This is a genomic window from Clostridioides sp. ZZV14-6153 (genome assembly GCF_020657855.1).
Lineage (GTDB): Bacteria > Bacillota > Clostridia > Peptostreptococcales > Peptostreptococcaceae > Clostridioides.
Genome location: NZ_JAGWCZ010000025.1, coordinates 18,845 through 33,047, shown reverse-complemented (window position 1 = coordinate 33,047; position 14,203 = coordinate 18,845). Strand labels below are relative to the sequence as shown.

Annotated in this window: 14 protein-coding genes; 12 read left to right on the top strand and 2 right to left on the bottom strand. The window is 28.4% G+C overall.

All coding sequences use genetic code 11. From position 1 onward, the window contains the following. The 9 genes from tnpB to KGF46_RS18715 all read left to right on the top strand — a co-directional run. Nucleotides 1–946 (top strand): IS200/IS605 family element RNA-guided endonuclease TnpB (tnpB, locus tag KGF46_RS18750; protein WP_227862233.1); only part of this gene is annotated, 946 nt, incomplete at its 5' end. An 85-nt stretch (nucleotides 947–1,031) separates the two neighbouring features. Then, entirely contained in the window at nucleotides 1,032–2,681 is a 1,650-nt protein-coding gene (locus KGF46_RS18745) for an ABC transporter permease (RefSeq protein ID WP_227830297.1), read from the top strand. Nucleotides 2,682–2,921: 240 nt separating this feature from the next. Next, complete coding sequence (locus KGF46_RS20170) at nucleotides 2,922–3,056, top strand: hypothetical protein (RefSeq protein ID WP_255287835.1); 135 nt, start codon at nucleotides 2,922–2,924, stop codon at nucleotides 3,054–3,056. 229 nt (nucleotides 3,057–3,285) lie between these two features. Next, the gene (locus KGF46_RS18740; RefSeq protein ID WP_227830296.1) at nucleotides 3,286–4,176 is read left to right on the top strand and encodes a ketose-bisphosphate aldolase; all 891 of its coding nucleotides are present in this window, start codon (nucleotides 3,286–3,288) and stop codon (nucleotides 4,174–4,176) included. 24 nt (nucleotides 4,177–4,200) lie between these two features. Beyond that, on the top strand, nucleotides 4,201–6,096 hold the full coding sequence (locus KGF46_RS18735) for a fructose-specific PTS transporter subunit EIIC (protein ID WP_227830295.1): 1,896 nt from the start codon (nucleotides 4,201–4,203) through the stop codon (nucleotides 6,094–6,096). Nucleotides 6,097–6,317: 221 nt separating this feature from the next. After that, entirely contained in the window at nucleotides 6,318–8,225 is a 1,908-nt protein-coding gene (locus tag KGF46_RS18730; RefSeq protein ID WP_227830294.1) for a BglG family transcription antiterminator, read from the top strand. Then, a complete protein-coding gene (locus tag KGF46_RS18725) occupies nucleotides 8,215–8,664 on the top strand; it encodes a PTS sugar transporter subunit IIA (RefSeq protein ID WP_227830293.1) in 450 nt (149 codons plus the stop codon). Before KGF46_RS18730 ends, KGF46_RS18725 begins: the two co-directional genes overlap by 11 nt. Nucleotides 8,665–8,852: 188 nt before the next feature. Further along, complete coding sequence (locus KGF46_RS18720) at nucleotides 8,853–9,110, top strand: transposase (protein ID WP_255614953.1); 258 nt, start codon at nucleotides 8,853–8,855, stop codon at nucleotides 9,108–9,110. Nucleotides 9,111–9,145: 35 nt separating this feature from the next. Continuing rightward, entirely contained in the window at nucleotides 9,146–9,340 is a 195-nt protein-coding gene (locus KGF46_RS18715) for a transposase (RefSeq protein ID WP_255287837.1), read from the top strand. A gap of 122 nt (nucleotides 9,341–9,462) precedes the next feature. Here the strand turns inward: KGF46_RS18715 and alr are convergent, their stop codons facing one another. Further along, entirely contained in the window at nucleotides 9,463–10,587 is a 1,125-nt protein-coding gene (gene alr, locus KGF46_RS18710; RefSeq protein ID WP_227830292.1) for an alanine racemase, read from the bottom strand. Between the two features lie 244 nt (nucleotides 10,588–10,831). Here alr and KGF46_RS18705 point away from each other — a divergent pair, with 244 nt between their 5' ends. After that, nucleotides 10,832–11,386: a helix-turn-helix domain-containing protein gene (locus KGF46_RS18705; RefSeq protein WP_227830291.1), complete on the top strand. Its 555-nt coding sequence runs from the start codon at nucleotides 10,832–10,834 to the stop codon at nucleotides 11,384–11,386. Between the two features lie 444 nt (nucleotides 11,387–11,830). Here KGF46_RS18705 and KGF46_RS18700 read toward each other — a convergent pair whose 3' ends face one another. Then, nucleotides 11,831–12,007: a hypothetical protein gene (locus KGF46_RS18700; RefSeq protein ID WP_227830290.1), complete on the bottom strand. Its 177-nt coding sequence runs from the start codon at nucleotides 12,005–12,007 to the stop codon at nucleotides 11,831–11,833. 412 nt (nucleotides 12,008–12,419) lie between these two features. Here KGF46_RS18700 and KGF46_RS18695 point away from each other — a divergent pair, with 412 nt between their 5' ends. Both KGF46_RS18695 and KGF46_RS18690 read left to right on the top strand, forming a co-directional pair. Then, a complete protein-coding gene (locus KGF46_RS18695) occupies nucleotides 12,420–13,508 on the top strand; it encodes an SH3 domain-containing protein (protein WP_227862232.1) in 1,089 nt (362 codons plus the stop codon). Between the two features lie 15 nt (nucleotides 13,509–13,523). Beyond that, a complete protein-coding gene (locus tag KGF46_RS18690) occupies nucleotides 13,524–14,198 on the top strand; it encodes an ABC transporter ATP-binding protein (protein ID WP_227830288.1) in 675 nt (224 codons plus the stop codon). The last annotated feature ends 5 nt before the right edge of the window (nucleotides 14,199–14,203 follow it).

Here is a 14,203-nt window from a genome sequence, read left to right as displayed (position 1 = left end):
GTGCAGTTCTGATTTGACTGATTTAAAAAAAGAATTAGAGTGGCTTAAAGAACCTGACAAATTTTCACTACAAAACATCTTAAAAGATTTAGAAAACGCATATAAAAAATTCTTTAAAGAAAATGCAGGATTTCCTAAATTTAAATCAAAGAAAACTAATAGATTTTCATATAGAACAAACTTCACAAACGGAAATATTATGTATTGTGGTCAATATATAAAATTACCTAAACTTGGTATGGTTAAAGTAAGGGATAAACAAGTACCTCAAGGGAGAATGCTTAATGCTACTGTATCCAAAGAACCAAGTGGTAAATATTATGTATCATTATGCTGTAGAGATGTAGATATTGATGCATTTGAAAATACTAATAATCAGATAGGTTTAGATTTAGGAATTAAAGAATTTTGTATCTCAAGTTGTGGACAATTTATAGAAAATCCTAAGTATCTTCAGAAGTCATTAAACAAACTTGCTAAATTACAAAGAGAATTATCGAGAAAAACAATCGGTAGTTTAAATAGAAATAAAGCAAGATTAAAAGTTGCAAGACTTCAAGAACATATAGCTAATAGGCGAAAGGATTTTCTACAAAAACTATCTACTAAATTAATACAAGAAAATGATATTATTTGCATAGAAGATTTACAAGTAAAGAATATGACTAGAAATCGTAAATTATCTCGTTCTATTTCTGATGTGTCATGGTCAGAATTTGTTCGTCAATTAGAATACAAGGCTAATTGGTATGGTAGACAAATTGTAAAGGTAGGTAAATTCTTTGCAAGTTCACAAATATGCAATAAATGTGGGTACAAAAATGAGGAAATTAAGAATTTAAATATAAGAGAATGGATTTGTCCTTGTTGTAATATAACTCACGATAGAGATATAAATGCAAGTATAAATATACTAAAAGAAGGATTAAGACTAATAACAGTTTAAGATAGATAACTTATGTAAGAACCGTAGGGACTACGGGGATAGCCTGTGGAGAATTGGTAAGACATATTTTAGTATGCAAAATTCTATGAAGCAGGAACCCTGTGACTTTAGTCATGGGAGGTTCAGTGGATATATTATCGTACCAATAGGTAACACTTTTGCACAAGCATTCCAAGGTAAAGGTGGATATTCTTTTGAAGTTTTCAAAGAATATTTTTCAAATACTAATAATTTAAGGGTAGTAAGCAATACTATAATTTTGGGATTGGGTTCTGTACTCGTATGTGGAATTATGGGAATATCACTTGCTTTATATATGACATTTGCTTGTGATAAACACAAAAAAATCATACATATTCTTTTACTAAGTCCAATGATGATTCCTGGAGTAATTATGGTAATTGCATGTATTCAGCTTTATGGAGAAAGTGGGATAGTTACAAAATCTATAGAAATTTTACTCTCCTTTATCAACAAACCTTATGATTTTAGTGGATTAAAAGGAATTTTATTTGTGGTTGCCTATACTCAGTATGTGTATTTTTATTTAAATGTATATGTTGCCTTAAAATATGTGGATTACTCAACAGTTGAAGCTGCAAAAGGAATGGGAGCATCAAGGCTAAGAGTATTTTTTGATGTAATATGGCCTGTTATTACACCTGCTGTTATAACCTCTACTATTATAACTTTTGCATCAGGAATTAGTTCTTTCTCAGCTCCAAATCTTATAGGTGGTGGTTTTAAAGTTTTAAGTACTCAGATTGTTAGGTCTAAGGCTAATAACCATATGGATATAGCCTCAGTTCAAGTAATTATTTTATTACTAATGGGGATTTCATTTATGATTTTATTACAGTATTATGGCAAAAAATATGGAGTAGTATCATCCTTAAAATCTCAAAGTTATAAAGTTGATAATAGAAAAAAAGACATATTTACATTTGTATGCAAGATTATTATTGAAATACAAATTATTATGATTATGCTTCCTATAATTACTATTGTATATTTATCCTTTGTAAGTACACATTCAATTATGACAACTATATTTCCTAGAGACTTTACACTGGAAAACTATCAGATGATTTTCCAAAAATCACGTGTATTACAGCCTATATTAAACAGTTTGAAAATGTCTTTAATGGCAGTGGTAGTAGGATTGATAATCACTGTACCAGTATCGTATTTAGTAATTAAAAAGGATACTACATATAATCGACTAGCAAAATTTATTATAATGTTACCTTGGAGTATGCCTGCAAGTGCCATTGCAGTTAACCTAATTAATACATTTAATCAAAAAAGTATATTTGCTTTTAATGAATCCTTAATAGGTGGTTTTTATATTTTACCTATAGCATATACAATTTATGCCTTACCATTATTATTTTCATCCAATGAGGTTGCTATGAAGTCAATAAATTTAGGACTAGAAGAATCATCAAGGAGTTTAGGTGCTGGAAGGATAAAAACTTTTTATAATGTAATAATCCCTAATATGATGCCAGGAATAATTTCAGGAGCTATATTAGTATTCATTCGCACAATTGGAGAATATACAATGTCAGCCTTACTTTATGGTGTTTACAATAGACCTATTTCAATTTCTATTGTAACTAATATGCAAGAATTTAAGATAGGAGTATCTATGGCTTATGGTGTATTAGTAATTGGTATATGCTATATAGCATTAGGAATAATTTTTAAATTAGATAGAAAAAGGTTTACATAAAATAACAAAGGATAATTTATAAATTGGTGTTTAGAAAACCAAGTCACTTTATTCCTTAGATATGAACTCGATGGGTGCCATTTTTGGTGTTTTATGTCAAGTTTATGGAAGTAAAAAATTAGATAATCGTGAGTATGATTCCTATAAATCATCTCTACCATTGAAATCTACAACAAGATATTGGCTAAATAGCTAATATCTTTTTAATTTTTTTGATACCAATATAGTACTAACTGTGGGATGAGTATCTTTAAATTTATAACTACAGGTATATCAAATATACCATTATTAACCGTTAATTTTCTAGTAAATGAAAGTAGTATATTTGATATGTTTATATCTTTTGATAAATTAGATGATATAGCTAGAGGATAGAATTTAAATTAATACTTACAAAGTAATCGCAATTATTGGAGTCCACTTATACAGACTTCTAAAAATTATTTAGTGAAAAGGAACTTAGAGTGTATAATAAAAATTCCTTTTTAAAAAGGAAAACGATTGTTATTTTCTAACATTTATTATCCTGATACTATTTAAATATAACAACAAAATAAATAACAAACAAATCAAAACTAAAATTTAAAATATCTGGAGGGACAATATGTTAATAAATATGAAGGAAATGTTAAAAGTCGCACAAGAAAATCAATTTGCTGTACCAGCATTTAATATAGGGAGTGGGCAAATACTTAAGGCGGTAGTACAGAGTGCTAATGAAAAAAATGCACCAGTAATACTTGCAATACACCCAAATGAGTTAAGTTTCTTAGAAGATAGCTTTGTAGCTAGTTGTATAGAAGAAGCAAATAAGAGTAAGGTACCTATGGTAATACACTTAGATCATGGAGCAAATAAAGAGCAAATATTAAGAGCGATAAGATGTGGATTTACATCAGTAATGATTGATGGATCACACTTACCATATGAAGAAAATGTAGCTATATCTAGGGCAGTAGTAGAAATTGCAAAAGGATTAAATGTATCTGTAGAAGGAGAGCTTGGAACAATAGGAACAACAGGGACATCAGGAGAAGGTGGCTGTGATGAAATAATATATACAGATTCAAAGTTAGCTAGGGATTTTGTTGAAAAAACAGGTGTAGACACACTAGCTATTGCAATTGGTACAGCACATGGTATATATCCAAAAGGGTTTAAACCAGAGCTTAAATTAGATTTATTAAAAGAAATAAAAGAAGTAGTAGACATACCTTTAGTCCTTCATGGAGGATCGTCAAATCCAGATGAAGAAATAGCACAAGCAGTTAAACTAGGAGTTTGTAAAGTAAATATTTCAAGTGATGTTAAATCAGCGTATTATAAGAAGTGCAGAGAAGTATTAGAACAAAATCCAAGTTTATATGAACCAGATGCTATATATCCACAATGTATAGAAGCTGCAAGAGAAGTTATAGAGTTTAAAATGAATTTATTCAATGACATAGATAAATTAAAATGCTTTTCACCAAAAGAAGAATCAGTGATTGGATAACAAATTAAAAGGAGGGGAGAATTTATGGTAGACAAAATATTACGTAGTGATTGTATTGTATTAGATAAACAATTACAAACTAAAAAAGATGTAATTGATTATATGGCAAATCATTTGTATCATGGAAATTATATAAATGATAAAGAAAAGTTTATAATTGATATTAATAAACGTGAAAAAGAATCACCAACTAACATGGGAAATTTAATAGCTATTCCTCATGCTAAGTCAAGTACAGTAAAGCGACCTGTGATGATGTATTTAAGAACAGATAAGGACATCACGGATAATGATGGCCAAAAACTTAGGTCATTTTTTATGATAGCAGTTCCAGAGTCAGGTTTAGACGAACACCTTAAGATTATATCTAAATTAGCTACATATTTAATGGATGAAAATCTTATTAAGAACTTACTAAGTGCAGAAACTCCATATGAAATATTAGATATATTTAATTATAAAGCTGTAGAATCAGGAGATTCAAGTAATAATCAAAATAAAGGTCTTATAGTTGGAATAACAGGATGTCCAACAGGGATAGCTCATACTTTTATGGCAAAAAAAGCGTTAGAAGAAGCAGGGCAAGAACTTGGGTATGAAGTTAAAATAGAAACACATGGAGCCATAGGTGTAGAAAGTAAGTTAACTAAAGAAGATATAAAAAGAGCTGAATACGTAATAATAGCTTGTGATAGAGAAGTTCAAACAAATAGATTTATAGGAAAGAAAGTATTACAAAAGAAAGTAGCAGATGCTAAGAATGTTTCATTAGCCAAAAATTTAATTATAAATGCTGAAAATGGAATGGCTAAAGAAATTAAGCCAGGTGGAAAAACTTTAGAAGATTCAAAAGAAATACTTCAAGGGCCAGAGAAAAAAGGTATTTATAAGCACTTAATGAATGGTGTATCTGAAATGATTCCATTTGTAGTAATAGGTGGGATTGGTATAGCTATAGCATTTATGTTTGGTATATTTGCATCAGACCCAACTCATGAAACATACAACCCTATAGCTGGATTCTTTGGACAACTTGGAGGCGATTCAGCATTTAAGTTATTCATACCAATACTTGCTGGTTTTATAGCTAAATCAATTGCAGGAAGACAAGGTTTTGCTCCTGCTATGATAGCTGGTTTCATGGCAGTTATTGGAGGTTCAGGATTCTTAGGAGGTATGGTAGCAGGATTTGCAACTGGATATATAGCTTTAGGAGTAATGAAGATAACAGAAAACTTACCAGATGTATTAAAGGGGGTAAATGCCGTACTGATATGTCCACTGTTGATTGCATTCACAAGTGGGGCTATAATGTTCTTCGTAGTTAATACACCAGCATCATGGTTAAATGAAGCTTTACAGTCATGGTTACAAAGTATGTCTGGAACTAATAAAGTATTATTAGGTGCAATATTAGCGGGAATGATGGCATCAGATATGGGAGGACCTATTAATAAAACAGCTTCAGCATTTGGATTGGCTATGTTCTCTAGTAATATATTTGAACCATCAGCAGCATTAATGGTAGGTGGAATGGTACCACCATTAGCGATATCGTTAGCCATGTTAATATTTAAAAATAAGTTTACTAAAGAAGAAAGAAAGTCATCCCTACCAACTGCTATAATGGGGGCATCTTTCATAACAGAAGGAGCAATACCATTTGCAGCTGCAGATCCATTAAGAATGATTCCAGCAAACATAATTGGTTCTTGTATAGGCGGGGCAATATGTATGAGTCTAGATATAACCTTGATGGCACCACATGGAGGAATATTTGTAATACCATTTGCATGTAGTGCACCAGTTGCATATATAGCTTGTATATTAGTTGGTACAGTAATAACAGCATTAATTATAGGAATAACAAAGCCTACTATAAAGAGTGGAAGTGGTGAAGTTGAAGTACTTGGTGTTTAAATTATAAATAAGAGTTAAAATAAGGATATTGAGAAGTAGTTAGCAACCTCTAAATATCCTTATTTTTTATTTTGAAATTATATTCTATATTATATCAATTTTGTAAAGTGTATCATAAATTCTTTTATGATACAGAAGTATCTTAGTATTTTTACATAGCTATGAAATATGCTAAAATAGTAATTGATAGAAATATCAAAAAATAGGTAGGGGGCATAAGTATGCTTGCATCAAGGCAAATTGAATTTCTTAAATTGATATTAAATGAAAATGAATATAGACCTATAAAATACTTTAAAGATAAATTAAATGTATCAGATAAAACATTACAAAAAGATTTGAAGATGATTGAGATGTATTTAGAAACTTTCGATATAAAAATTGATATAAAAAGGGGGTGCGGAATATTAATAGAAGCTTCAGCAAAGAAAGATATAGACCTAATTAATAGTTTAAATATACAACCAAAGGGAAATAAGTCTTTATCAGTAGAGCAAAGAAGAATGGAAATTTTAAAATATCTATTATTAAATTCAAATAATATAACTTCAATAAATCAGTTATCGGATAAATATTATGTAAGTAAAACTTCTATAGTAAATGATTTTAAATATATAGAGGAATGGATAAAAGAATATAATTTAAAACTTAATAAAACCTTAGAGGGAACTAAAATTATAGGTAAAGAAGTAGATATAAGGAAATCGATTGCTAAAATGATGGATGATTTATTAGATGAAAATTATGAACAGCATGATATATCTGAGTTAACAAGATTAGATTATGCTACGTTTAGTGCGTTGATGAATTTATTTGATATTGATTCTATCATATTTGTAGAAACTATAATTACAGAGTTAGAACATAATTTAGGATACACTATAAGTCAGCCCTACTATATAAATTTAATTACCCATATACTTATATGTTTAAAGAGAATCGAAGAAGGTAATCAAATAGAGTCTCAGGAAGAAAGAGAAGTTTCTGTAGATAATTTGGACGAGTTAGTATATCAAAATGTCACTACACTTATAGGTAAAATAGAAAATAGATACAAAGTAAAAATAACGAAAGATGAAATTATGTACATATATATTTTTTTAGTATCATCTGGATTTAGTAGTGAAAGTAATAGTAGTTACAATGATGAATCAGATATATTAAGTGAAAGTGAAAAGGTATCATCTATAATGATAGAAAATATGTCACAATTTTTAAATATAAATCTCAAAAATGATGACTTACTACAAAAAAGTCTAGCATCTCATGTAAGACCTATGTTAAACAGATTAAGATATGATATCCAAATAAAAAACCCATTATTGGGAGAGATACAAGAGCGATTTTCAGATGTATTGGGATTATGCATGATGACTATGAATATTATGACAGAGTATGAAAATCTAAAGAATATTAGTATAGATGAAGTTTCGTATCTTGCTACATATTTTCAAGCAGCAATAGAAAGAAATATGAGTAGTAAAAGAGTAATAGTAGTTTGCCATACAGGATATGGAACATCTCAGCTCCTTGCAGCTAGATTAAAAAGAGAATTTCCTGAATGGACTATAGTTGATATAATTCCTATGCATCAGTTGAATAAGCGAAATTTAGATGATGTAGACTTTGTAATATCTACTGTAAATTTAGACTTGAAAGACAAATTACATATAGTTGTATCAGTACTATTAATGGAAAGTGATATTAATAATATAAAAAATGCTTTGGTTACTAAACCTAAGAAAAGCATGACCTTAGATACAAACTTATTAGGAATGTATTTAAAAGATAATATATATTTTAATTTTGATGTAATGCAGATGGAAAGTTTAATAGGTATGAATTTAGGTAGTAAATATAAGTCTATTTCATTAGGAAAAGATTTAAATATATATATACATAATCAAAGTAAATTAAATAAGGGGATAATGAATATCAATAATGTTAATAGAATGATTGATATTTATTTAGAAACTAGTAATCAGAGTTTTTTAAAGAATATGTTAATGGAAATATCAAATTTGTATAGTCAAAAGAACTATATAAACTATATAATAGATTGTAAAAGAAAAGAGGATATTAAAATATTATTTGACAATAATGTACTGGAGAAAATAAATGGAAATTAGAGAAATATTAAGCGAAGAAAGTGTTATTTTAGATTTAAAATCAACTACAAAAGAAGGCATAATACAAGAATTAGTAGATAAATTATACGATACAGGAAGTATAACTTCAAAAAGCAAGTTTATAAAGGCACTAAAGCGTAGAGAGAAAATAGGTTCTACTAGTATAGGTTATCAAATGGCTATGCCACATGGAAAAACAAAGTATGTAAAGAAAGCATCTGTAGTAATAGGTAAATCTAGAGAAGGTGTAGATTGGCCAAGTATAGATGGCTTGCCTGTAAAAGTAATAATTATGTTTGCTATGCCACAATCTGAAGGAAATGAAGATATAATGTTAATGTCTAAAATATCTTATATTTTAGGTGGTAAAGATATAAGTGAAAGACTTTTAAATGCACATACAAAAAAAGAAATATTAGATATATTTTATGAAGTATAGATGTTGTATAAACTATAAATTGAGGGTATTTAAAATAAAGTGTGTATTCTTCTTAAAAAGTAGTGATAATTAAAATATTAAATATCACTATATAAAGGAAGGTACACACTTTTTATGTTTAACAAAAACGAAATATTAAAAAACTTATTGAAGAATATGATGTTAAAACAACTACAGACATTCAAGATATGTTAAATGATTTATTTGCAAGTACAATTTATCAAATATTAGAAGTGGAGCTTGACGACCATTTAGGTTATGATAATAAGAATAAAAATACTAAAAACTCTAGAAATGGATATAGAAATAAGAATGCTAAATCAGATTTTGGAGAAGTAACTTTAAATACTCTAAGGAACCGAAATGGAGATTTTGAACCAAAGATAATTAGAAACTATGAAAATCATATGTCAAGAATAGAGAACCAAGTGATTGGAATGAACTAGCAACATATTTTAAATATACTCAAGAGATAAGAGCATTGATATATACTACAAATTCAATGGAAAGTTACAATAGATTATTAAGAAAAGTTATTAAATCGAAGTCTATTTTTCCTTCACATGATTCTTTGGACAAATCATTATACTTATCAACTATAGATATTTCTGAAAAATGGACTAAAAAAATTAGAAATTGGACTCAAATTTTAGCTCATTTAAGTATTTATTTTTAAGAAAGAAATTTAACTCTAAGCTAACACATAAATATTTCTAGACTCAATCAATACAAAATTTACTTCTTATAGAATCCATATTATAAAAATTAATCTAACAGATAATTAATTATTTACTTGCTCTAGTTTGTTATATATATCCTATTTACCCTTTTAGTTATACAACAAAGTATTTCATGGTCTATTGTTCCCACCTTACTTGATATATCACCTATTCTTATTCCGTCTATATCACCTACTAAGATAGCTTCATCTTCCATCTTAATATCAATATCATTTGGTATTTCAACCATAGTTTGATCCATACATATTCTCCCTACTATATTTAATAACCTACCATTTATAAATACTTGAGGATTTTTTTGTGTTCTAGGGAATCCGTCCGCATAACCAACTGATAATGTAGCTATTTTAACATCTTTATCTGCTGTATATATACCAGCATAACTAACACTAGTTCCTTTCTCTATATTCTTTATATTATTAACTATAGTTTTTAATTCTAAAGCTGTTTTTAGTTTTATATCTTTGCTAACTTCAGATGATGGATAAGAACCATATAAAGATATTCCTAATCTAACCATATTAAAATCACATTCTCTTAAATCTAAAATTGCAGCACTATTTGATACATGCTTTATTGGTATATTTAAGTTAGCTTCTTCTAATGAACTTATAACTCTATTGTATTTCTTTATTTGCTTGTAAGTAGTTTCTTTATTTTCTTCATCTGATTTTGCAAAGTGAGTATAAATACCCTCTATCACTAAATTTTCTAAAGTAAATATTTTCTTTATGTTTGATATAGATTGTTCATTAACTAAGAAACCTATTCTGCTCATACCAGTGTCAATTTTTATGTGTACATAAGCTTTTTTATTGCTTAATTTAGCTAATTCATTTATTTTTATAGCCATTTCTAAAGAATATACAGTAATTCTTATGTTACTATCTATCGCATGCTGTATTTTATTAGTGTTTGTATAACCCATACATAAAATAGGTTTTTTTATACCTGCTTTTGCAATTACTAAACCTTCTTCTAATCTAGCTACTGAAAAGAAATCAACATTTTCTTCTTTATCTAAGAACTTAGATACTTCTACAGCTCCATGTCCATAAGCATCTGCTTTTACAACACAGCATAGCATAGTATCTTTAGTTAAAGCTTTTTTTACGTTATCTACATTATATTTTATATTAGTTAAATTTACCTCAGCCCATGTGCTTGAGTTTATATTCATCATAACATGTACCTCTACTTTCACTTTAGTTAATCTAATTTATGTTATATATTAAATTGTATTAAAATATATATGATTAAAATTAATACTTTTTAATTAATACTAACATTTTCTATTTGCGCAGTCAATGAAATTTAATTATTATTCAAAAAAATAAATGTAATTTAATTAAATTGCGTAATATAGTATATATTGATATAATAATTTATATAATAATCAAAATATATAATAATGAGGTAGCTTATAGATGAATGAGGTAGATATATCAAAAAATATTACTGAATATAGAAAAAGAAAAAACATGACTATTAAAGAATTAGCTAATTTAACAGGTGTTACTTCATCTTTGCTTAGTCAAATAGAAAAAGGAAGTGCTAATCCGTCTATTAATACATTAAAACAAATTTCTAGTGCCTTAGATATACCATTATTTAATTTTTTTATAAATGATGTAGCTACAGAAAGCTTAGTAGTTAGAAAAGAAAGTCGTAAAAAGATTATGTTTTCTGAAGATGATAGCTTTGCATATGAATTACTAACTCCAAACTCAAAAGGAGAAATAGAATTAATGCTTATGAAAATACCACCTCGAGGATCATCTTCAAAAGAACAGTTTAGCCATAGAGGAGAAGAAGTTGCCTATGTAATTAAAGGAAATGTAAGGATTTATTTAATGAATCATGTAATTGATTTAAATTGTGGGGATAGTGTAAAAATACTTCCACACTCAAATCATAAATGGGAAAATATAGGAGACTGTGATTGTGAGGTTATATTTGCAGTAACTCCACCATCTTTTTAAAATTCATAGAATATTTGTCTAAACTAGTACATGGTAGATTTAATACTAGAGATAGAGAATATGCAGAAGAAGGGGCTGTCTCAAAATAGAGATAAGTCTCTTTTTCATTGTTGAAATGATGAAAATATAGTTGATTTCATACAAAAAGAATGCCTCATGAACTAAAAAGTTCATATTTCAATTTTACATTTAGTAGCGATTGATAGTACTCCAATGTCATTAATTATAAGTATTAGATTTGAGGTAAGTCTAGCTGTTCTTTGATTACCATCATATAAGAATTGACAATAGGACAACCATAAATTTATTATTATAGTCTTTTCTAAGGGGTTAGTTATTTTATGTCAATTACAAATAAATCATTTAATAGAGTGGTTTCTATGCACTCATATTGAGCAGTAGTACCAGCTGTTCCTATGTTACCATTTCTGAAATCTCCAACGATTAGAGCTCCATCTTTTCTAAAGTAAGATTAGATACGCTTTGAGTATCAGATGGCACTTGAGCTATTTTATTACTCTTATTTTCATTATTGTTATTATTTGTTGATTCACATCCTATAGTTAAATGTGTTGTTGCTACTAATAAAAGTGCTACTATGTGACTTTTTGTTATTTTCATACTTTTTCTCCCTATATAGAATCGTTTTATTTGATAATAAGAAGTTTATAATATATTAAAATGAAACTCAATGCTATAGCTAAAGAGTAAACATACAATTAACATATGGTGTATAGTTTGTAGCGTATTAAGTTATGGATGATACTAAAGGAAGAATTTCCATAATAAAACAAAGAGATTAGCTTGAGGTAAATTAAATATACAAGAACTAAGTTTATGTAAACATAAGATTAACATTAAGATGTTACACTCATACCAGAGTTGAGGATTAGCTCTAAAGCCTAACACTTATCAAAGTAAACATTAAGATGTTATATTGGTGATGAGAAATGCAAATATAAGATAAATTATGGAAAATATTAAAGTGCAATTATATATTTACAGTACTTTATAATACTTAAGGAGGAATATTATGAAAAAACCAAAAAAACTTATAGTTATAGCGGCTATTACAATAACTCTAGCAGGATCGGGGGCATACATAGGACTTAATAAAAATGCAGAGGCAAAACAACAACAGCAAATGAATGCAACAATGAACACTCTATCAGTAGAAAAAGGAAACATAAAATCAGTTGTATCAGCTGGAGGAAAAGTTTCGTTAATTAATGCAGATGGAAACAATCCAAATGCGATTAAAATAACTGTATCAGTAAATCAATATGATATATCTCAGTTAGAAGTAAATCAAACGGTTGAGGTAAATGCAAAGGCATTTCCAGATGAAACTATAAAAGGAACGATAACTGAAATATCTAACAAAGCAGAAGAAGGAGAGAGTCCGACATACAATGTAACTGTGGCAGTTTCTAACCCGATACTTGAAGTTGGAGAAAGTAAATACGAAGAAATAAGTGTAAGAAAAGGACCATCTAAAGAATATGGAAAAGTAGCTAAAATAGAAAAAGGAGATAAATTCCACATATTAGAAAGAAAAGGAAGTTGGATGAGAATTAAACTAGAAGACAACACACAAGGGTGGATACAAAAATATGGAGTTAAGTTAGAAGGAATAGATAAAAAAGATGTAAAAGTAAAAATAGCTAGCAATGATACAATTCTTAGAAAGAATAATGCATCTAATAGTAAGAGTCTTGGGAAATTATTACAAGGTGAAGAAGTAACAATTCTAGATAAAAAAGAGAATTGGTATAAAGTTGAAACTAGTGACAAAACTACTGGATGGATTTTAGAAAATAATTTAACTATACAAAGTCTTAAAGATGGTATGTCTGTAACAGGTACAATCATAATAAACGAAAAAAATGATGTAATAAAGATTCCTGTAATGGCTGTTCAAAAAGATGAAAAAGGATACTTTGTTACTATTGCAAGTACAAAAGAAAAGAAATACATTGAAACAGGAATTACGGATTCAGAATATTTAGAAGTTACAAAAGGACTTTCAGAAAATGAAAGTATAAGTATACAGTCATTTAAAGGTCCTGTTGAAAATTCAGAGGCAGACTCAGGCTCAATGATGGAAAAATCAATAGGATAAGAGAGGTGATAATATATGAGTGATTATGTAATACAAGCTAAGGGCTTAGTGAAATCATACAGCATAGGCGATGAAAAAATAACTATATTAAAAAAGGTTTCACTAGATATTAAAAAAGGTGAATTTGTATCTATAATAGGTCCATCAGGTTCTGGTAAATCAACTTTTATGAATATTATTGGTTGTTTAGATTTAGCTGATAATGGTGAATATGTATTGGACGGAAAAAGTATAACATCACTAAGTGAAGATGAGTTAAGTGCTGTAAGAAACAAGACAATAGGATTTATATTCCAAAGTTTTAACTTATTAAATAAATTATCAGCTTTAGAAAATATAGAACTTCCTCTTATATACCAAGGTAAAACTCCTAAAGAAAGAAGAAAAATAGCACTAGAATGTCTGAAAAAGGTTGGACTACAAGATAAATTAAATAATAGGCCGAATCAATTATCTGGAGGGCAACAACAGAGGGTAGCAATAGCAAGAGCTCTAGCTACAAATCCACAAATACTTCTAGCCGATGAGCCAACAGGAGCACTAGATAGTAAAACAAGTAAAGAAATACTTGAAATATTAGAAGGTCTAAACCAAGAAGGTAAAACTATAATTATGATAACTCATGACATGGATATAGCAAGAAATGCTAAAAGATTGATAAGAATTAGAGATGGTGAAATTTTTGAATAGGAGGT